This window comes from Salegentibacter maritimus (assembly GCF_016236975.1).
Taxonomy (GTDB): domain Bacteria; phylum Bacteroidota; class Bacteroidia; order Flavobacteriales; family Flavobacteriaceae; genus Salegentibacter; species Salegentibacter maritimus.
Genome location: NZ_JAEHNY010000004.1, coordinates 41,833 through 61,942 on the forward strand (window position 1 = coordinate 41,833; position 20,110 = coordinate 61,942).

General features: G+C 37.7%; 13 protein-coding genes and 2 tRNA genes. 12 read left to right on the forward strand and 3 right to left on the reverse strand.

All coding sequences use genetic code 11. The annotated features are described in order from the left end of the window. The first annotated feature begins 16 nt into the window (after positions 1–16). The 6 genes from I6U50_RS05250 (at position 17) to I6U50_RS05275 (ending at position 7,016) form a co-directional block, all read left to right on the forward strand. Positions 17–1,849 (forward strand): ABC transporter ATP-binding protein, encoded by a 1,833-nt coding sequence (locus I6U50_RS05250; RefSeq protein WP_198638092.1) that lies wholly within the window; start codon positions 17–19, stop codon positions 1,847–1,849. A gap of 85 nt (positions 1,850–1,934) precedes the next feature. After that, positions 1,935–2,384 (forward strand): IS200/IS605 family transposase, encoded by a 450-nt coding sequence (gene tnpA / locus I6U50_RS05255; protein ID WP_193711699.1) that lies wholly within the window; start codon positions 1,935–1,937, stop codon positions 2,382–2,384. A gap of 254 nt (positions 2,385–2,638) precedes the next feature. After that, positions 2,639–3,886 carry an ATP-binding cassette domain-containing protein gene (locus I6U50_RS05260; RefSeq protein ID WP_198638093.1) on the forward strand — a complete coding sequence of 416 codons (1,248 nt, stop codon included), beginning with the start codon at positions 2,639–2,641 and terminating at the stop codon, positions 3,884–3,886. Between the two features lie 125 nt (positions 3,887–4,011). Then, a complete protein-coding gene (mutS, locus tag I6U50_RS05265) occupies positions 4,012–6,603 on the forward strand; it encodes a DNA mismatch repair protein MutS (RefSeq protein WP_193711714.1) in 2,592 nt (863 codons plus the stop codon). A gap of 238 nt (positions 6,604–6,841) precedes the next feature. Next, positions 6,842–6,914: transfer RNA gene (locus I6U50_RS05270), tRNA-Gly, on the forward strand. Between the two features lie 17 nt (positions 6,915–6,931). Further along, positions 6,932–7,016 (forward strand) — tRNA-Leu (locus I6U50_RS05275). A 585-nt stretch (positions 7,017–7,601) separates the two neighbouring features. On the opposite strand, the gene I6U50_RS05280 is transcribed toward I6U50_RS05275, so the two are convergent. Both I6U50_RS05280 and I6U50_RS05285 read right to left on the reverse strand, forming a co-directional pair. Then, positions 7,602–8,576, reverse strand: a complete 975-nt coding sequence (locus I6U50_RS05280; RefSeq protein ID WP_198638094.1) for a YihY/virulence factor BrkB family protein — start codon at positions 8,574–8,576, stop codon at positions 7,602–7,604. Positions 8,577–8,664: 88 nt separating this feature from the next. Further along, the gene (locus I6U50_RS05285; RefSeq protein ID WP_198638095.1) at positions 8,665–10,422 is read right to left on the reverse strand and encodes a mechanosensitive ion channel family protein; all 1,758 of its coding nucleotides are present in this window, start codon (positions 10,420–10,422) and stop codon (positions 8,665–8,667) included. A gap of 205 nt (positions 10,423–10,627) precedes the next feature. Between I6U50_RS05285 and I6U50_RS05290 the strand changes: the two genes are divergently transcribed. The 3 genes from I6U50_RS05290 to I6U50_RS05300 all read left to right on the forward strand — a co-directional run bounded on the left by I6U50_RS05290 (position 10,628) and on the right by I6U50_RS05300 (position 14,826). Then, positions 10,628–11,296 carry an FAD-binding oxidoreductase gene (locus tag I6U50_RS05290; RefSeq protein ID WP_198638096.1) on the forward strand — a complete coding sequence of 223 codons (669 nt, stop codon included), beginning with the start codon at positions 10,628–10,630 and terminating at the stop codon, positions 11,294–11,296. A gap of 99 nt (positions 11,297–11,395) precedes the next feature. Beyond that, the gene (locus I6U50_RS05295; protein ID WP_198638097.1) at positions 11,396–12,157 is read left to right on the forward strand and encodes a sterol desaturase family protein; all 762 of its coding nucleotides are present in this window, start codon (positions 11,396–11,398) and stop codon (positions 12,155–12,157) included. A 215-nt stretch (positions 12,158–12,372) separates the two neighbouring features. Beyond that, complete coding sequence (locus I6U50_RS05300; RefSeq protein WP_198638098.1) at positions 12,373–14,826, forward strand: zinc-dependent metalloprotease; 2,454 nt, start codon at positions 12,373–12,375, stop codon at positions 14,824–14,826. A gap of 209 nt (positions 14,827–15,035) precedes the next feature. Here I6U50_RS05300 and I6U50_RS05305 read toward each other — a convergent pair whose 3' ends face one another. Then, entirely contained in the window at positions 15,036–15,713 is a 678-nt protein-coding gene (locus tag I6U50_RS05305) for a M15 family metallopeptidase (protein ID WP_198638099.1), read from the reverse strand. A gap of 199 nt (positions 15,714–15,912) precedes the next feature. Here I6U50_RS05305 and I6U50_RS05310 point away from each other — a divergent pair, with 199 nt between their 5' ends. The 3 genes from I6U50_RS05310 to I6U50_RS05320 all read left to right on the forward strand — a co-directional run bounded on the left by I6U50_RS05310 (position 15,913) and on the right by I6U50_RS05320 (position 20,039). Continuing rightward, positions 15,913–16,659: an SDR family NAD(P)-dependent oxidoreductase gene (locus I6U50_RS05310; RefSeq protein WP_198638100.1), complete on the forward strand. Its 747-nt coding sequence runs from the start codon at positions 15,913–15,915 to the stop codon at positions 16,657–16,659. 341 nt (positions 16,660–17,000) lie between these two features. After that, the gene (locus tag I6U50_RS05315; RefSeq protein WP_198638101.1) at positions 17,001–19,655 is read left to right on the forward strand and encodes a PAS domain S-box protein; all 2,655 of its coding nucleotides are present in this window, start codon (positions 17,001–17,003) and stop codon (positions 19,653–19,655) included. A 9-nt stretch (positions 19,656–19,664) separates the two neighbouring features. Beyond that, complete coding sequence (locus I6U50_RS05320) at positions 19,665–20,039, forward strand: response regulator transcription factor (protein WP_193711678.1); 375 nt, start codon at positions 19,665–19,667, stop codon at positions 20,037–20,039. Positions 20,040–20,110: the final 71 nt, after the last annotated feature.

Genomic DNA, 20,110 nt, shown 5'->3' on the forward strand with positions numbered 1-20,110 from the left:
CAAAGAAAAATTCTCCTTGCCAAGACCCAAAAAATCATTAGAAGCCAATAAAGTTTCGTTTAAGGGAAGTTTCGAATCCCTAAAATTTGTTCCCCGGTTTTTTAAAGAAATCAGGAAGGTAAATCCGTGGCTTTTTTATGCTAATCTATTGTCGAGAACTGTAAATGCTGTACTTCCGGTAATTATCCTTATTGTGGGGAAATTGATTATCGATGAGGTGGTTTTACAAATTTCTGCTGAAACCAAAGACCTGGAAAGACTGTGGTGGTTGGTAGCCGCTGAATTTGGATTGGCTATTTTGTCTGATCTAATGAGTAGGGCCATTAGCTTAACCGATGCGCTTCTTGCCGATCAATATTCAATAGATACTTCGGTTCGTATCATTAAAAAAACTTCAGAATTAAATTTAGATCAGTTAGAAGACGCTGAATTCTATGATAAATTAGAACGCGCCCGCCAACAAACTACGGGTAGGGTTGGGCTAATGTCTAATATTCTTACCCAGGCCGAAGATTTGGTGGTTATTTTCACCTTACTCGCCGGGGTAGTAGCTTTTGAGCCCTGGCTTATTATATTATTGGTAGTTTCGGTAGTTCCTACAATAATTAATGAAATTAAATTTAGCGGCACCAGTTATTCCCTGGCGCGAAGCTGGACACAGGAGCGTCGCGAACTCGATTATTTGCGTTATGCCGGTGCCAGCGATGTCACCGCGAAAGAGGTGAAGCTCTTTGGCCTTTCTAATTACCTGGCAGACCGATTTAAAAATCTTTCTGATACTTATTATTTAATGAGTAAGAAACTTGCGAAACAGCGTGCCGGCTGGGGCTCGCTATTTAATGTGATAGGTACGGGAGCTTATTACGGTGCTTATCTCTTAATTGTTTTTAGAACCGTAGCAGGAATCTTTAGCCTGGGCGATCTAACGTTCCTTTCCGGGTCTTTTAACAGGTTGAGGTCTAAATTACAGGGTTTTTTCACCCGTTTCACGGCTATTACTGAAAGTGCACTTTATCTTCAGGATTATTTTGAATTCCTGGATCTGAAATATTCTGAAGAATTGGAAAAAGAAAAATTATCCCTTCCGAAGAAAATAAAAAAAGGCTTTGAGTTTAGAAACGTAGGCTTTAAATATCCGAAATCTGAAGCCTGGGTGGTGCGCAATATAAACTTTGAATTAAAAGCTGGCGAAAAACTGGCCTTTGTGGGTGAAAATGGTGCCGGAAAAACCACGCTTATCAAATTATTACTTCGGTTTTATGAACCTACAGAAGGAGAAATTCTGCTAGATGGCATCCCTGTAACACAATATAATCAAACCCAATATCAGCAATACTTCGGAGTGATTTTTCAGGATTTTGTAAAGTTTGAGCTTACGCTTCGGGAAAATATTGCCATGGGTGAAATTGAAGAAATTCAAAACCAGGAAAGAATAGACAGTGCCGCCGAGAAGAGTTTGGCCAATGAGGTGATCTCCGATTTACCTGGAGGCTACGACCAGCAATTGGGTAAGCGTTTTAAGCAGGGAAAAGATCTTTCGGGAGGGCAGTGGCAAAAAATAGCGATTGCCCGCGCTTATATGAAAGATGCTGAGGTCTTAATTTTAGATGAACCCACTTCGGCCTTAGATGCAAGGGCCGAAACCGAAGCTTTTGACCGGTTTATTAAATTAACCGAAGGAAAAACAGCGGTTATTATTTCGCACCGCTTTAGTACGGTAAGAATTGCCGATAGAATTATGGTCTTAAAGAATGGTGCAGTATTGGAAATTGGAACCCACAGAGAACTTATGGAAAACGATAAACTTTATGCCGAATTGTTCAATTTACAGGCGCAGGGATATCAATAAAGTTAATTTCACTGTACTTTAATTTTTATTAAAAAAAATCTAACTTAGTACCTAGCCTCAAATTCAAATCTCTAAAAAAGAAAAAATGGGGCAATCACTATCGCAGATGTATATCCATCTGGTTTTTGGAACTAAATTCAGATATCCTTATATCAATGAAAATGTATCGGATTCTTTGCACGCTTACATCGCTGGCATATTAAAGAATTTGGAAAGTCCGGCGTTAAAGATCAATTCTGTGCCAGATCATATTCATATTCTCTTTCGGCTTTCTAAAAATTATTCACTGGCAAAAGTGGTTGAAGAGGTGAAGAAACAATCTTCAAAATGGATGAAGGAGCAGGGAGTTACAGGTTTTACCTGGCAAGGTGGTTATGGTGCGTTTTCGATAAGTAGTTACAAAGTTGAAATTGTAAAGAATTATATAATAAGACAACAAGAACATCATAAAATTGTGAGTTATAAAGATGAAGTCGAGAAGTTTATAAAAGATTATAAACTAAACAATTATGATACGAAGTATTTTTGGAGATAAGTAGCGAGGTGTTTCAGGCCTTCAGCCTGAGGATTTATGTGGTTGAGATGTGAGTTGCGTGTAGCGGCTATTTCTCAAGAAGCGAAGCTACTCGTTGTGCTGTGTAAGGCCTGCAGCCTTACTTTTAGTTATGCTGCTCTAAATAAACTATATGTTAGTAGTTTTAGAAAAGCCTGAAAGGCTAATACACTTTAACCATACACGCCGTCTCGGTTACATCTCAGCCTGAAGGGCTGAAACAGAAAAGTATATACATGAAAATTAAACACTACGGCATACCTGGAACTGATGTTTCATTGAAAGGAAGATGGATGCAAGAACTTTTAATAGGCAATGCTCCGGCCGAATTACAGGAACTGCAAGGAAAAAAAGGATTACTCTTTTCGAAAGTAGTTTTAGATAAATTTATTGAAGAAGATGCTAAACACGGAAATTCTGTTTTAGTTACGGGTGAGAATCGTTCGTTAAGGACTTTTTCCAGTGGTGAAAAGCGAAAAGCTTTACTGAATTATTTATTGTTGCAAGAACCAGATTTTCTGGTTTTGGACAATGCATTTGATAGTTTAGATAAAACTTCAGTTAAGGCGTTAAGATCAAGCCTGGAAAGAGTTTCAGTTGAAACCGCTATAATACAATTATTCAATAGGCAGGAAGATTTATTGCCATTTATAGGTTCAATTTTAAGAGTGGAGAACCAAGATATCACAAATTTAATGTCTGTTTCTGAATTCCTGGAAGCCCGGGGCCAAACAGCGTTTTCAGCTATATCAACAATTCCACCGGCACCCAATGTTTTTTCTGAAATTCCGGAGGCTTTAGTAAAAATGAATGAGGTTTCTGTTTCGTATAAGGAAAAAGCTATTTTAAAAAATATTAACTGGGAAATTAAGAAAGCTGACTTTTGGCAACTTATTGGGCCCAATGGATCTGGAAAAACCACCTTGCTTTCTATGATTTATGGTGATAATCCAAAGGCTTATGGTGTAGATTTATATCTTTTTGGCAGTAAAAAAGGTAGCGGTGAAAGTGTGTGGGAAATAAAGAAAAAAATCGGTTATTTCTCGCCTTCCCTTACCGAGCTTTTTACCCGAAGGAACAGCGTTCTGGAAATGTTAATTTCAGGGTTGCGAGATAGCATAGGCCTGTATCAAAAACCCAGCGATAAAGAAGTTAGAACTGCAAAAGCCTGGTTAAAGGTATTGGGAATAGAATCATTCTCAGGCGCTATTTTTACCGGTTTATCTGAACTTCAGCAAAGAATTGTTTTAATTGGGCGGGCTATGATTAAGCATCCGGCCTTGCTTATTTTAGATGAGCCCACCAATGCGCTAGACGATAAGAGTGCCCTGGAAATTATATCGCTTATTAAACTGATTGCTCGAGAAAGTGAAACTGCAATAATTTTTGTTTCACATAGGAAAGAAAAGGGCCTGGAGCCAAAAAAGATTTATCAATTAATTCCCACAGAAAATGGATCGATTGGGGAAATACTACCGGTATAATTGTGGAAAAAAATAAATAACTTATACGGGATATTTTCCTTTGAAAAAGTGGGATTCTGTACTTTAGCAAGAAATTAAAAGTAAGCATTTTGGCAGCAAAAAAACCTCAGAAAGTTACCCCATTGATGAAGCAATACAATGCTATAAAGGCAAAGTATCCAGATGCCTTATTATTATTTAGGGTGGGCGATTTCTATGAGACTTTTGGTGAAGATGCGGTAAAAGCCGCCAGAATCCTTAATATTATTTGCACCAATAGGAATAATGGTGGCGAGCGCACCGAGCTGGCCGGGTTTCCCCATCATTCTTTAAATACCTATTTGCCAAAACTGGTAAAGGCCGGGGAGCGGGTAGCAATTTGCGACCAGCTGGAAGACCCTAAAATGACCAAGAAAATAGTGAAACGCGGGGTGACCGAGTTGGTGACCCCGGGTGTGGCTTTAAGCGATGAGGTGCTTCAGAGTAAATCGAATAATTTTTTATGTGCCATTCACTTCGGAAAGAAAATCTTTGGAGTTTCGTTTTTAGATGTTTCCACCGGCGAGTTTCTCACTGCACAGGGCAATTCAGAATATATAGATAAATTACTTCAGAATTTTAGCCCTAGTGAGGTCTTGATTCCGAAGAAAAACAAGAAAGATTTTGCGCAAATTTTTGGGGAAGACTTTCATACGTTCTACCTCGAAGATTGGATTTTTAAACAGGATTTTGCTTACGAGACCTTAAACGGGCATTTTCAAACAAAATCTTTAAAAGGTTTTGGGGTAGAGCACCTGGAAGAAGGCATTATTGCCTCGGGGGCTATTTTGCATTACCTGGCCGAAACCCAGCATCGCAAACTGCAGCATATTACCGCCATAAATCGTATTGCCGAAGAGGAATATGTTTGGATGGACCGCTTCACTATTAGAAACCTGGAACTATACCATTCTACTGCTGCCAATGCCGTAACCCTGTTGGATGTTATTGACAAAACAATCTCGCCAATGGGTGGTAGGTTGTTAAAACGTTGGCTTGCCCTTCCTTTAAAGAATGCCGATAAAGTGAAAAAACGCCATGAAGTGGTAGGATTTTTACTTGAAAATCCTTTGGTATTGGAAGAGATTCAGCAAAACATTAAAAAAATAAGCGACCTGGAGCGGTTAATTTCTAAGGTTGCTACGGGAAAAGTGACCCCGCGGGAGGTGCTTCAGCTTAATCATTCATTACAGGCAATTATTCCCATTAAGGAATTAGCCCTAAAAAGCAAAAATGAAGCGATAAAAGTAATTGGCGATAATTTGCATGCCTGCGAGGTGCTTCGGGGCAAAATTACCGAAAGTTTGCACGAAGATGCGCCGGTAAATATTTTAAAAGGAAATTGTATAGCCGAAGGTTTTTCGGAAGAATTGGATGAATTGCGAAAAATAGCTTTTTCAGGTAAAGATTACCTGGATAATATGCTAAAGCGCGAAACCGAAACCACCGGGATTTCTTCGCTTAAAATAGGTAGTAATAATGTTTATGGGTTTTATATTGAAGTGCGCAACACCCATAAAGATAAAGTTCCCGAAAACTGGATTAGAAAACAAACTCTGGTGAATGCCGAGCGGTATATCACTGAAGAATTAAAGGAATATGAAGCCAAGATTTTAGGGGCAGAGGAGAAGATACTGCAGTTGGAGCAGCAGCTTTTTAGCAAGCTGGTAACTTGGATGAACGATTATATTCAACCGGTACAACAAAACGCCCAACTTATTGCTCAATTAGACTGTTTGTGTTCTTTTGCTGAACAGGCCAAAGCCGAAAATTATTGTAAGCCTGAGATTGAGGAAAATCACGATCTAAATATTGAGGAAGGCAGGCACCCGGTTATTGAAAAGCAATTGCCAATAGGAGAAGCTTATGTAACCAACAATGTTGTTTTAGATCGGGAAAACCAGCAGGTGATTATGATTACCGGCCCTAACATGAGTGGTAAGTCGGCGATATTGAGGCAAACCGCGCTTATTGTATTAATGGCGCAAATGGGAAGTTTTGTACCGGCAAAAGCTGCTAATATTGGCCTGGTAGATAAGATTTTTACCCGGGTTGGGGCCAGCGATAATATTTCTATGGGCGAGTCTACTTTTATGGTAGAAATGAACGAGACTGCCAGTATCTTGAATAATATTTCAGACAGGAGTTTGGTGCTTCTAGACGAGATTGGCCGTGGGACCAGTACCTACGATGGTATTTCTATTGCCTGGGCTATAAGTGAATATTTACATGAACACCCTGCCAAACCTAAAACTCTTTTCGCAACGCATTATCATGAACTCAATGAAATGTGCGATACTTTTGAGCGGATCAAGAATTTTAATGTTTCGGTAAAAGAACTAAAAGACAATGTGCTTTTCCTTAGAAAGCTGGTACCTGGAGGTAGTGAGCATAGTTTTGGGATTCACGTGGCCAAAATGGCCGGAATGCCGCAACAGGTATTGCACCGAGCCAATAAAATTTTAAAAAAGCTTGAAAAGTCACATAAAATGGAAGACTCAGGGGAGCTTTTAAAGAAATCGGCCGAAGAAGAGATGCAGCTAAGTTTTTTTAATCTAGATGATCCTATTCTGCAAGAATTAAAAGAAGAGGTTTTACATATAGATATAGATACACTTACACCGGTAGAGGCTTTAATGAAGTTAAACGAGATTAAAAGAACCCTTGTAGGTAAAGAAAAGTCTAAAGAGAAGGCTTAGATGGTTTTCTGTTGGCGGTTGTGGGGTTTTTAGTAAAAAATAGTGAGAAAGAGTATTAAGTATTGGTAAACAATGAGTTGTAAATTTTCAATTTAGGCTATGAATTACTGAAGGAATTTTTTCTTTAAGTTTTTCTTTATTTTTTTAAAAAAGCCTTTGACATTATAAGATTTATATTAAATTTGCATCCGCAATACGCTATTGCAGCCACTAAAAATGTGGAAGTTCTTTTAAACACGCGAAAATAGCTCAGTTGGTAGAGCGCCACCTTGCCAAGGTGGAGGTCGCGGGTTCGAATCCCGTTTTTCGCTCATATAAAATATACCACGCTCGGGTGGTGGAATTGGTAGACACGTTGGACTTAAAATCCAATGGCCATTATGGCCGTACGGGTTCAAGTCCCGTCCCGAGTACTTAAAGCCTTGTTAATCACCTGATTTTCAAGGCTTTTTTGTTTTTGAAGCTGAAAATTTGTCAAACATTTGTCCAACAAAATGGGGGAAATCTCGGCTGTGAGCCAATTCGGGATCAATAAAGTTCGCTCTGGTATCTGATTCAGATATCATATTTGCCATCAATTGTTATCTTTTTTAAGCGTATAATAGGTGCCCGGGCCTTTACCTCTTCGAATTATTAACTTATCTTCATTTACCAATTCAGCTAAAATCTCTGAAGTTTTACTTGATTTGGCCTCGATCAATGGAGAGGCAGTACTTCTGTTTATAGTTTGGTGGTCTAAAAGATAAAGAAGAATTTTTTTCAGGACTTAATCGACCGATAGATTGACTGGAGTTTCTTTTTTGAGAACGATTTCGATATTCATAAAATCATTCTTTTCTTCTATTTTAGGAGTAGGTAAACCATATTCTTTACAGGAATTAATAATACGGTTAATTCTGCTTTCTCATTTCCATTAGAATCCAGTTATTTCAAATTATGATTTTTTCAGCCTGCAGTAAAAAAATACTTCTGCCAGCCAATCTTCTCTTATTTGATTTTTAACAATCCTCATCAGGATCTTCAACTGCGCAATGATCGGCGTGCCAGGCGTTTCTTTCGCCCATTGGTTTTTCCATTCCTATGGTAGTGTCGTGGCGGGTTTGATGTTCCATTTCTGAATTTATCTCAGCACCCATTAATACAATAAAAGCGGTTAAAAATAACCACAACATTAATATTGCTACGGCAGCAAAACTTCCGTAGAGATCATCATAACTTCCAAAATTGGCTACATACCACGAAAATAAAATAGAGCCGGCCAGCCAAACCAGGGAGCCAATTACCGCACCCCAGCTTACCCAACCAAATCTTGGATTTGTTCTGTATGGAGCAATTTTATAGAGCATACTTAAATTAAAAATTAAAATAAGTCCTAAAAATACCCAACGTAACCAGTTGAACATGTTTTCTAATTGTGGTGTTAAGCCCAGGTTTTTTATGAGTAACGGGAAGAAAATCACAATTAATAAACTAATGAGTCCTATTACTAAACCTCCCAGGGTAAACAACAGGCTTAGCAGATTTTTCATGATAATTCCCCGGCCATCAATTTCATCGTACGCAATATTAATACCTTGCAAAAGTGCACTTGTTCCTTTATTGGCACTCCAAATACTTATAAGAATACTAATAAATAACCCCCAACCAATTTCTTTTTTAGAACGTTCTAAAACAGGATCCAGGAAATCGGTTAGCATATTAAAAGACTGGTCGGGTAAAATAAGGTTTAGGTATGAAATCTGTTCTTCAATTTGCGAAGGTTCTAAAACCAGGCTATAGATGGAAATAGCAGCTACAATAGTGGGGAAAATTGCAAGAAAGAAATAAAAGGCAACCCCGGCTGAAATTATTTGTATATGGTCTAATTTCATCTCTCGAAATACACGCTTCCCAATATCTATCCAGCCTGATATTGGGATTTGGTGTGGCCATTTAGCTTCTTCGCCCCGGTAATTATTTCTGTTTTTACTCATTTTATAGATACTGGATTTTTACCTCTATTTAAGTAAGCCTAATATTTTTTGAAAAAGGGAATCTTTATTTCGCTTATTGATTTTGCTTTTAAATTCCGGTGCTCGAGCCTTTCGGCGGATAGCTTGATTGGTTTCTAAGAGCATCAATTTGCTCCCTGGTAAATTCCGGTATTGGCATTTCGCGCTCCTTTCTCCAGTTTTCAACTTCAGCTTCGGCTCTGGCCGACTTTTCTTTAGAAAGCCCGGGGTCTTTTCCGAAATAAATAGTTTGTGAAGGGAAAGCAAAATCGGTACCGCTGCGGTCTACAACTTCCATCATTCTAAGCATAAGGTCTTCGCGTATTTCCAGAAACTCTTCATAACTGCGTGCTTCTAAATAAGCAAAAACTTCAATATCTAAAGAGTGTGCGCCAAAACCTATAAAGCGAATCCTGGCCGGATCTTCATAAACTTTTGGATGTGAATAGAGTGTTTTTCGTAATTCGGTAAGTAAAAAACGCAATTGGTCTGATGAGGTTTCATACCTGAAATTTAGAATGCTTGCGAACCTAAATTTATCTCGATAGGCATAATTCTCTATGGTGTCTGATGAGAAAGCTCCATTGGGAATGGTGATAAGTGTACGATCCAGGGTTCGAATTCGTGTAGACCTAATCCCAATTTTTTCAATAGTTCCGGTAATTTCTCCCACTTTACAAAAATCACCTACTCTAATGGGCCTATCGGCTATTAAAGTTACACTTCCTACAAAGTTCTCTATAGTTTTTTGTGCACCCAGGGCCAGTGCTATACCACCAATTCCTAATGCGGCGAGGCCGGTGGTTACATCTACACCTATAGTCCCCAGAATTGCTATAATTCCAAAAGCTACAATAGCTATTTTAGCTGCACGTTGTAAAAATAGGACTATGGAAACCCCGGCAGGGTTTCCGCGTAAAAGCATTTTTTCCTGGGTTATCTTTCCAATAAAATCAGATAATCTCCATAAAAGGATAAGAATAGCAGCAATCCCTATGGTTATAGTAATGGCACTAAATTTCTGCCGTAGAATAAATGAAAGTTCAAGGTTTCTTGAAATAGATACAAATATCCATACCGCCATATAAAGTTTTACAGGTAGTTTCAGCGCAGTAATGATTCCTGAAATTGGCGAATGTCTTGCTTTTTTCCATATTTTCTTTAGTAGAAATATAATGACAGAAACTATTAGTCGCGAAATTAAATAGCTTATTGCAATAAGTATTACTGCAATTATCCATTGGCCGGCCGGAACCCCGCCCCATAGGTGCTTTTTTAAAACACCGGGCATTATTTCATCTATATATGTAGGGTTTTCCAGGTTAAGCGAGCTAATAGCCCTGGTAGTTTTAGAGGAAAAAAGCCATATGGGATGGCCGGCTTCATCATCATATTTTTCTAAAAAAATAGGTATGGTCTCATCATTAACCTTTACACTACCAATTTGATCCAAATTTGCATCTATATCATCATCTAATTTGCCACTTTCTTCATTACTAATTATGTAATAAGACTGTATGTTTCCTTTTTGGTCAAACAAACCTTGTAAAATTCTAATAACTCGCTCTTTCTCTTTTTCGGTAGAAATACCCGCCGGAAAATTTAAGTATTTAGCTGCTTTGTTATAGTTTAGCTCGGCCATTGCATCTATAAAACCATTTACCGCTCCTCTTGGCGTTCTTCTACCAAGGGGGTCTTTAGGGGTTTCCTTTGCTTCCTGCTCTTCATTTTGTGTTTTAGATAATGGGAATTGCGCCTGGATATCTATGCTTGAAAACAGCAAGAAACAAATAATAAAAATCTGATGTACGCGGGTTATTGACTTCATGAGTTGGCAGTTTTCAAACTTATACCGAAGATAAGCAATTGTTTTTATCGCTTAGTTTTCTGGCTTCAGTTCTAACGTATTTATAGAATTCAGACTTATAAATCTTCCTTAAAACTTGATCGTAAAATCTTTAAAGAAGGTTAAAGTTCTTGAAACAGCTTTTTTAAACCTGTAAATTATAGAATAGAGACTAAAATAATGAAAAATGGAAAAAATAGTAAAGATTAAAGAAGTGAAGCTTGTAACTCATGATGTTAAACAATTTATAGTAGAAAAGCCTGCTGGTTATACGTTTACCCCGGGTCACGCCACCGAAGTTTCTATAAATAAGCAAGAGTGGAAGCATGAAAAAAGGCCGTTTACCTTTACCAGCTTAAACGAAGACGATTATTTGGAATTTACAATTAAGATCTATCCAGATCATGATGGGGTGACTGAACAATTAGGTAAATTAAAACCGGGAGACGAATTAATTGTTCGCGATACCTGGGGTGCCATAGAATATAAAGGGCCGGGATATATTATTGCCGGGGGAGCAGGAATAACTCCATATATAGCGATGCTGCGCGAGCTTAAAGAAAAAAATAAGCTAGACGGAATAACTTTATTTTATTCTAATAAAACCGATAAAGACATTATTCTAAAAGAAGAATTGGATACTATGCTGGGGAAAAATGTAACTTATGTGATTACCGACCAAAAAGATACTCATTTTACCAAAGCTTATATAGATGAAAACTTCTTAAAAAGACATATAGATAATTTTAATGAAAAATTTTATGTATGTGGGCCGCCGAAAATGACAGAAGAGGTAGGTGAACTTTTAGAAAAATTAGGTGCGAATCCAGAGTCAGTAACCTTAGACGATCAGTAAAAAAAAGCATCCTTCAAGTAAAATTATTACTAAGAGAGGTTTTGCTTACCGGGTAGGGTTAATTGAGGAATATGTTATCTATAATATTTTAAATGGAATATGATATTTTTTGAAATTAATAATCCGGGGTTGTTTCTTGTATGTGTACTCATCTTTTTTGCTGCGGTTTTTCTCAGGTATCTGGTCGCTGCAGGGATTTTTTATTGGTATTACTTTAAGCTGAAAAATAAAAAGTTTAGTGCAAAAAGGTTAAGTAAACGTGGCTTTAGAAAAGGGCAGTTAAAAAGTGAGATCTACTGGAGCATGTGGTCTTCTGTAATTTTCGGCTTTTTTGGTGCGGTAACCTATTTTCTTTGGCAAAAGGGCTTTACTGCCATTTACTTAGACCTCGAAAAATATGGGCTTTGGTATTTACCGGTAAGTTTTATTTTACTTTCTCTACTGCACGAAACTTATTATTACTGGATACACCGTTGGATGCATAAGCCCGGTGTTTTTAGAAAAATTCATAAAGTACATCACGATAGCCTGGTGCCCAGTCCCTGGACGGCTTTTTCATTTCACCCCTGGGAGTCTCTATTAGAAGCCATAATAGTCCCGCTGTTGTTACTTCTGATACCCGTACATCCAATTGTTATTGGTCTCTATCTAATCTTTATGACATTTAGTAGTGTAATAAATCATTTAGATATTGAAATCTATCCAAAATTATTTAGGAAAACCTGCTTCGGTAAATTGTTTATTGGGGCTACCCATCATCATTTTCATCACGCCGAGTTTAAGACCAATTTCGGACTTTACTTCACTTTTTGGGATAGATGGATGCAAACCGAAAGCAAGTCTGAGGCTTCCTCTGAGTAAGGAAAGCCCATTTTGAAAAGTTTTATAGATTAGCCCAAACTTGTTTCAGAGTTTGTGCTAATGTTTTTTGGAGATTTAAAATGTGAATATTTTAACTATGCTAGAAGCTGAAAAACAAGTTTAGCTTGAGGCTGGTTGCCAATCTAAATTCTTCTCTTACGATTATTTCAGGCTTTTGTAAGCTTTCCGTATCTTGAAGCCAAAATAAAAAATTCATGATAAAAAAACTACCTGTTCTGGGGCTGGCTGCAATGCTTGCAGTTGGTTGCGGAAGTGAGAAATCTCTTTTTGGCGGTAAGGATAAGTCGGCCGAAAACATACCTAAAAAATCAACCAACGGCCTCAAATCTTATAATCAGGTGATACCTTCTTCGGCTAAATCAGACGAAGGTCTTTTTACCACACATTTTGTAGACGATAAACTTTACTTCGAAATTCCTTTAGATTTACTGGATAAGGATATGCTTTTGGTAAGCCGTATTGCCGGTGTGCCCGATGGGTATGGAGGAGGCTATGTGAATGCCGGTTCTAAAGTAAATGAGCAGGTGGTGCGTTGGACCAAACGAAAGGGGAATATAGATGTTAAGGTAATTAGCTTTGAAAATATGAGTGATGAAGAATCACCTATTTACAAATCGGTACAAGCCAATAATTATTTCCCTATTTTATTTAGTTCAAAAATTGAAACTTATAATGCAGACTCCACAAGTGTGGTAATTGAAGTGGGCGATTTGTTCGAAAACGAAGTAAAAGCCATTAACGGGCTTTCGTCTTCACTTCGGAAACGTTATAAAGTTAGAAGACTAGATCAAAATAGATCTTATATAGAATCGGCAAATTCGTATCCAAAAAACATAGAGGTAAAGCACGTGATGACTTACGAAGCCGAAGAACCACCAACAAGGGACCAGGCCGGGACTATTTCTATGATGATGAACCAATCTATGGTATTGTTGCCAGACGATAAAATGCAGCCTAGAATTGCAGACCCACGTGTGGGCTGGTTTACTATAGATAAGTACAATTATAATTCGGAAGAGTTAAAAGCCGATGATTACGAGTTAATTAGGCGTTGGCGATTAGTACCTAAAGATATTGAAGCATATAAACGTGGAGAGCTGGTAGAGCCGGTAAAACCCATTGTATATTATTTAGATCCTGCCACCCCTAAAAAATGGCGGCCTTATTTTAAGCAGGGAATTGAAGACTGGAACGTGGCTTTTGAAAAAGCAGGATTTAAAAACGCCGTAATTGCTAAAGATCCGCCTAGTGAAGAAGAAGATCCCGAATTTAGCCCGGAAGATGTTAGGTACTCGGTAGTGCGATATGTAGCCAGTACCACAAGAAATGCAGTTGGCCCTTCGGTAACCGACCCACGTACAGGCGAGATTATAGAAAGTGATATTATATGGTACCACAATCACTTGCGTTCTTATCGTAACCGGTTTATGATTGAAGCCGGTGCCCAAACCGAAGATGCCAGAACCTTAAATACCCCCGAATCTGAAATTGGAGAAATGATGCGTATGGTAATTGCGCACGAAGTAGGCCATGCACTCGGTTTACCGCATAATATGAAAGCGAGTTCAGCCTATCCTACAGATTCTTTAAGGTCGGCTGAATTTACCCAAAAGTATGGTTTAACTCCATCTATCATGGATTATGCGCGTGTAAATTATGTGGCACAACCTGAAGATAAAGGCGTGCGATATATAAGAATGATGGGGCCATACGATTTATATGCCATCAACTGGGGATACCGGTATTTGCCTGAAGCTAAATCGGCTGAAGCAGAGAAAGAAAAATTAGATGCCTGGATATTGGAAAAAGCAGGAAACCCCTGGTATGAATTTGGAAACGGTTATGGTGGGGTAGATCCACAATCCCAACGTGAAAGCCTGGGAGACGATCAGGTAAAAGCTAGTGAATATGGTTTGGGGAACCTTAAAAGAGTGGTGCCTAACTTAATTGAGTGGACCTCCAAAGATGGCTACGGCTATGAAGATTTGGAGGAGGTTTATAGAGAATTAACCTATATGTGGAGGGGTTATGTTTCTCACGTGGTAACCAATGTTGGGGGCGTTTATGAAACTCGTAAAACCTCAAATCAGGATGGTGTGGTTTATAAAAACGTGCCTAAACAAAAACAGAAAGAAGCTGTAGAGTTCTTGGTAGATGAGGCTTTTAGCACCCCCAAATGGTTGCTTAACCAGGAAATATTAGACCGTATTGAAGCTTCAGGAGCTATAGAACGAGTACAAAATTTACAGACCCGTGCCCTTAAAAGCTTGTTGGATGAAGATCGTTTAAACCGAATGATAGAAAATGAAGAGATAAACGGAAATGAAGCTTATACCGCTATTAATTTAATGCAAGAATTACGAAAAGGCATTTTTAGCGAACTTTATAGCCGTAAAAATGTTGATGCGTACCGCCGTAATTTACAACGTTCTTATGTGGATATTGCTTCAAATTATCTCAAAAAAATGAAGTCAGAAGGAGATGAAGCTTTATTAAAATCAGATATATTGCCATTGATGCGTGGTGAGATGCAAACATTAAAGCAAGATATAAACCGAAGAAAATCTGGGGTAAATCACTCCCTTACCAGATATCATTGGAATGATCTAATTGCCAGAATAGATGCTGCGTTGGAGGTAGAGTCTTAATTTTTTTAAATATCAATAGAAACCCCGAAAAGCATAAAGGTTTTTCGGGGTTTTATTTTTTTACTCCTTAACTTGTTCTATAAACTTTCGCGATTATTTCAGAATCTATTTAGTAAAGATTTAAAGTTGAAAAAAAGAGCTTGCTTTTAGGTTTGTGAAAAATAACAAACATTTGTATTATCCTCTAAAGTTTTCCCTGACGTCAAAAACTATTGCACAGGAAAATCAAAATAAGTTTCAGGATAGGGCTCATTTCTAAGGGTATAATGCCACCATTCTTCGGAATACGGTCGGAAGCCATTTTTGAGCATAATTCGTTTTAACAACAAACGATTTGCTTTTTGTTCTTTGTTAATTTTATTGGTATTATGGTGGGAAATATCTCCGAAGAAATCATATTTGCTGCCCATATCCAGTTCTTTTCCTGTATTCATATCTATAATAGTGAGGTCTACGGTACTGCCCCTGGAGTGCCCCGATTTGCTGGCTATATAGCCCAACTGAAATAAATCTTTTTTAGCAATTTCAGGATAAAATTTATTTTTGGTGAGCGTGTCTTTTGGATGCCTGGCCCATTCAATAAAATGGTTTACTGCGGTTTGTGGCCGGTAGGCATCAAAAATTTTAAGGCAATAGCCTTCCTGCATCAGGTCATCTTGGGCATTTTTTAGTGCTTCAGTAGCCACTTTGGTTAAAATGCCAACCGGTTTATAATAGGCATTCACCGGCTTGCCAATAAAATTATTACTTCCGGCATACCTAATATCCAGCTTTATGTTAGGGATTTGTTCTTTGATATAAACAAAATCTTTGTGAAGTCCTTTTTCCTGGGCCAGGCTTATACTTAAGTTGCATAGGAAAAGGAAAAGATAGGTTAAGTTTTTCATCGTTGCTAAATTTAATTCAGATTACTCGATAATCGAGGCTTAATGTTTGGAGCTTTGCCTCGATATTACAAAAAGTTTCTTTAATGTTTTGTTGACCTGCCGTGAGGTAAGTTACTTAAAATATTATTCCCTGATTTTCATCATACTTTTTTCTTGGTTAAAGGCTTAAATTTAAGCTTATTAATTAAATATTCAGGTCATGGAATTAAAAGGTAAAGTAGCTCTTATAACAGGCGCAGCATCAGGAATAGGAAAAAGCACAGCCTTACTTTTTGCAAAAGAGGGGGCAAAAGTTTTTTTAACTGATGTCAATGAAAAAGATGGAAAGGCCTTGGTTGCTGAAATTGAGGAATCGGGAGGAGAAGCTGCATTTCTTAAAGCCGATACCTCTAAGCCCGAAGATTCTGAAAAAAGCGTAGCCCAGGCAGTAAAAAAGTTCGGGCAACTGGATATTGCCATCAACAATGCGGGTATAGGTGGTCCTCAAAATCCTGTTGGGGAATATGAAATTGAAGCCTGGGATAAAGTAGTAAGCATTAATCTTTCCGGGGTTTTTTATGGAATGCGATATCAAATTCCTGCGATGCTTAAAAATGGCAAAGGAAGTATTATCAATGTAGCTTCTATTTTAGGAAGTGTAGGTTTTGCAAATGCATCAGCTTATGTGGCAGCCAAACATGGGGTTGTTGGTTTAACAAAATCGGCTGCACTGGAATATTCGGCGAAAGGAATACGGGTAAATTCTGTAGGACCTGCTTTTATAAAAACGCCATTATTGGAGGGGTTGGACAAGGAGCTTTTGGCGCAATTGGTAAGTGTTCATCCTATTGGGCGTTTGGGAGAAGCAGATGAGGTTGCACAACTTTTTGTATGGTTGGCAAGTGATAGGTCTTCTTTTGCCACCGGGTCTTATTATCCCATAGATGGGGGGTATTTGTCTCAGTAAGATTTTAAGTTTTTATTGGTGTAAACAATAAATGGACTGAAAAAGTTTAATAAACTCCTTATTTTGTTCCAAAGGTCTTTAGGGTTATTGTTAGCGTCTGCACTGTTTTTTAATCGGTGAACAATCAAAAACCTGAAGATATGTTGAATAAAGCTTAAAATAAAAATTTAGCTAGAAGAAAGTAGACTATGCAGAAAGCCTCTTGCCAATAAAATTGGTTTTCTTTCCCTAAAATATAACTTTATGATTTTCATAAGAAATTGAGAGGTGGATTGCTGTTGAAAAATAGTATTTTAGAACTTTAAATAAGCAAATCTTAACCGAGAATCTAGTTTATATTTATGGTAAAACCTCATGCCAACGAGCTTTCTGAAAAAGAAAAAAATATCCTTACTAAATATGCCTTACAGCTTACCCAAACTATTAGGGAGCCGTTGCTGGTTTTAGATGAAAATTTTTGTGTTTTAAGCGCTACAACCGGGTTTAAGAATAGGTTTAAGCTTATTGGGCAGGCCATGGATGGAGATTCGGTTTTTCACTTAAACAAAGGGCAATTAGATATACCTGACTTTAGGAATAGTCTTGAAGAGGTCTTAAAAACAGGTGAGGCAATTAATGAGAAGACTTTTAGTATTGGTCTTAAGAAGAAAGGAAGAAAGAGGTTTTCTGTAAATATTTCTTTGTTAGAGTCTCCTAATGCGCAGAATATACTTTTGGTTAGCTTTAGGAAGCTAAAGGAAATGAGTAAAACCGACAAGCAGGAGGCTGTTTTTAATCGTATTTTTAAAAATATCCTATCAAAAACTCCTGCAGCTATATGTGTATTACGCGGGCCGAATCACGTCTTTGAGGTGGCCAATGAGAATTATATGAAACTGCTAGGGCATAGGGATATTATTGGTAAGACTGTGCAAGAAGCGATTCCGGAGGTGAGTAATCAGGGTTTTATAGAACTTTTAGATGAAGTATACAAAACAGGAGAACCTTATATAGGTAAGGAAACCCAGGTACAACTCAAAGTAGATGAAAATAAATTTAAAAATTCTTTTCTAAACTTTGTATACCAACCCACCAGAAACCATAAAGGAAAAATAGATGGGATTTTCGCCCATGTGATTGACGTTACAGAGCAAGTAGAGGCACGTAAAGCTGTAGAAGATAGCGAAAAACGCCTACGGGAAGTGATTGATGCTGTCCCGGCAATTGTTTGGATTTCCGATACTAAAGGGCAAACGGTTTACCTCAATAAAAACTGGTATAGTTATACCGGGCAGGACAAGGAAACTTCTGAAGGTTTAGGGTGGTTGGAAGCCATTCATCCCGAAGATAGAGAACAAACTAAATTATCATTCCTGGAAGGTCATGAGCAAAAAAAAGGCTATAGTATAGGCTTTAGATTGCGCAACAAAAAAGGAGAATACAGATGGGTGCTAGATAAGGCAGGCCCTAAATTTGATTCCAGTGGCAATTACGAAGGTATGATAGGTACCTTAATAGATGTCCATGAAGAAAAAAATAAGGAAGACCTGGTTAGGGAAAAAGATCACCGGCTACAGGGTATTGTTAAAGAGGCCACTGTAGCTACTGCCATTTATACAGGAAAGGAGATGCGCATAGATCTTGCCAACGATGCTATGATTAAGCTTTGGGGTAAAGATAAGTCGGTTATCGGTACTCCATTACATAAGGCCTTGCCCGAACTGGACGGACAGCCTTTTTTAGGTTTGCTTAGAAATGTTTTGGATACCGGGGAAACATATTGGGGAAAAGAAGACAAAGTAGATTTAATGATAGACGGTAAAATGCAAACCGGCTATTACAACTTTACCTATAAACCCTTAAGGGACAAAAACGGGAAGATTTACGGAATTTTAAATATGGCGATAGATGTAACAGAATCTGTTACATCAAAAATATTGCTAAAGGAAAGTGAATTTCAGTTTAGGCAAATGGCCGATTTAATGCCCGGAATGGTGTCTAAATCCAACAAGGAAGGTGTGGATATTTATTTCAATAAAAATTGGCTGGATTTTACCGGAAATGACACTACAAAGCTTAAAGAAAAGGGATGGTTTCAATATATCCATCCCGATGAAAAAGAAGGGTTTTTACGTGCCTGGCAAGATTGTCTAAGTACCGGTTGTAATATGGAGATGCAATTGCGCCTTAAAAATAAAGAAGGGAAATATATTTGGCATCTAAGTAGATGTGAAGCGGTAAAAGAAGACGACGGTTCTATAAAAATGTGGATTTCTGTAAATACCGAAATAAATAAGATTAAGGAAGAAGAAAAGCGGAAAGAAGAGTTTTTAAAAATGGTAAGTCATGAGTTAAAAACACCGGTAACCTCCATAAAAGGCTATGTTCAGCTTTTGTTAACCTTAATCAAAAAACAAGAGGCGGCAGAAGCTTCAAAACTACCTCTAAAACCTTCATTAGAGCGCATAAATCATCAGGTAACCAGGTTAACCCGTTTAATTTCAGAAATACTGGATCTTTCAAGGATTAGGGAAAATCAATTGGAACTAAAAAAGGAAGAATTCAATTTAAACGAATTGGTTAAAGAAACTATTCAGGATATCAATTATACCAATACCCAACACGAGATTAGCTTAGATAGTGATAGTCAGTTTAGGGTGATGGCAGATAGGGATCGTATTGGGCAGGTAATTATAAATTTTGTAATAAATGCCATTAAATATTCTCCGGGGAGCCAGAATATAATTCTTAAAATTACCGGAGAGGGTAAAGATAAGGTAAGGGTAAGTGTTAAAGATTTTGGAATAGGAATAGGAGAAGAAAATTATAAAAAGATTTTTAGGAGATTCTATCGGGTAGAAGTTAAGCGGGAAGAAACTTACTCGGGTTTTGGAATTGGTTTATATTTGGCTAACGAAATTATAGAAAGACATAACGGAGAAATACAACTTAAAAGTAAGCTGGGTGAGGGGTCAGAATTTTCATTTATTTTGAACACTACTTGCGTTACTTCTTAATTATTAAATATGGAAAAAACTACAAAAATTCTGGTGGTTGATGATGATTCAGGAATAGGGGAGATGCTAAAAACCTTGCTGGAATTTTATGGTTACCAGGTAATGGTTACCGAAAAGCCACTACTGGCAGAAGAATTAATTCAACAAGAAAGTATAGACCTGGTTTTATTAGATATGCTTATCTCAGGGGTGGATGGTACCGATGTTTGTGCCGGTATTAGGCAAAACTCTAAAATAGCTCAAACTCCGGTGCTTATGATGTCGGCATTACATGATGCCGGCCCTAAATGTAAATCGGCCGGTGCCAACGATTTTATTGCGAAACCTTTTGAAGTGGAAGATCTTACTGCCAGGATAGAAGCAATTCTACAGAAAAAAGAATAGGCATATAATTTTGTAAATACGGAATATATCCAATAAATTTGGGTTTTAATGGATATATTCCTAATACATTA

Coding starts and splice junctions, on each gene's coding strand:
- tnpA (WP_193711699.1), top strand. CDS start 1,935: ATGGGGCAATCACTATCGCAGATGTATATCCATCTGGTTTTTGGAACT.
- I6U50_RS05260 (WP_198638093.1), top strand. CDS start 2,639: ATGAAAATTAAACACTACGGCATACCTGGAACTGATGTTTCATTGAAA.
- mutS (WP_193711714.1), top strand. CDS start 4,012: ATGAAGCAATACAATGCTATAAAGGCAAAGTATCCAGATGCCTTATTA.
- I6U50_RS05280 (WP_198638094.1), bottom strand. CDS start 8,576: ATGAGTAAAAACAGAAATAATTACCGGGGCGAAGAAGCTAAATGGCCA.
- I6U50_RS05285 (WP_198638095.1), bottom strand. CDS start 10,422: ATGAAGTCAATAACCCGCGTACATCAGATTTTTATTATTTGTTTCTTG.
- I6U50_RS05290 (WP_198638096.1), top strand. CDS start 10,628: ATGGAAAAAATAGTAAAGATTAAAGAAGTGAAGCTTGTAACTCATGAT.
- I6U50_RS05295 (WP_198638097.1), top strand. CDS start 11,396: ATGATATTTTTTGAAATTAATAATCCGGGGTTGTTTCTTGTATGTGTA.
- I6U50_RS05300 (WP_198638098.1), top strand. CDS start 12,373: ATGATAAAAAAACTACCTGTTCTGGGGCTGGCTGCAATGCTTGCAGTT.
- I6U50_RS05305 (WP_198638099.1), bottom strand. CDS start 15,713: ATGAAAAACTTAACCTATCTTTTCCTTTTCCTATGCAACTTAAGTATA.
- I6U50_RS05310 (WP_198638100.1), top strand. CDS start 15,913: ATGGAATTAAAAGGTAAAGTAGCTCTTATAACAGGCGCAGCATCAGGA.
- I6U50_RS05315 (WP_198638101.1), top strand. CDS start 17,001: ATGGTAAAACCTCATGCCAACGAGCTTTCTGAAAAAGAAAAAAATATC.
- I6U50_RS05320 (WP_193711678.1), top strand. CDS start 19,665: ATGGAAAAAACTACAAAAATTCTGGTGGTTGATGATGATTCAGGAATA.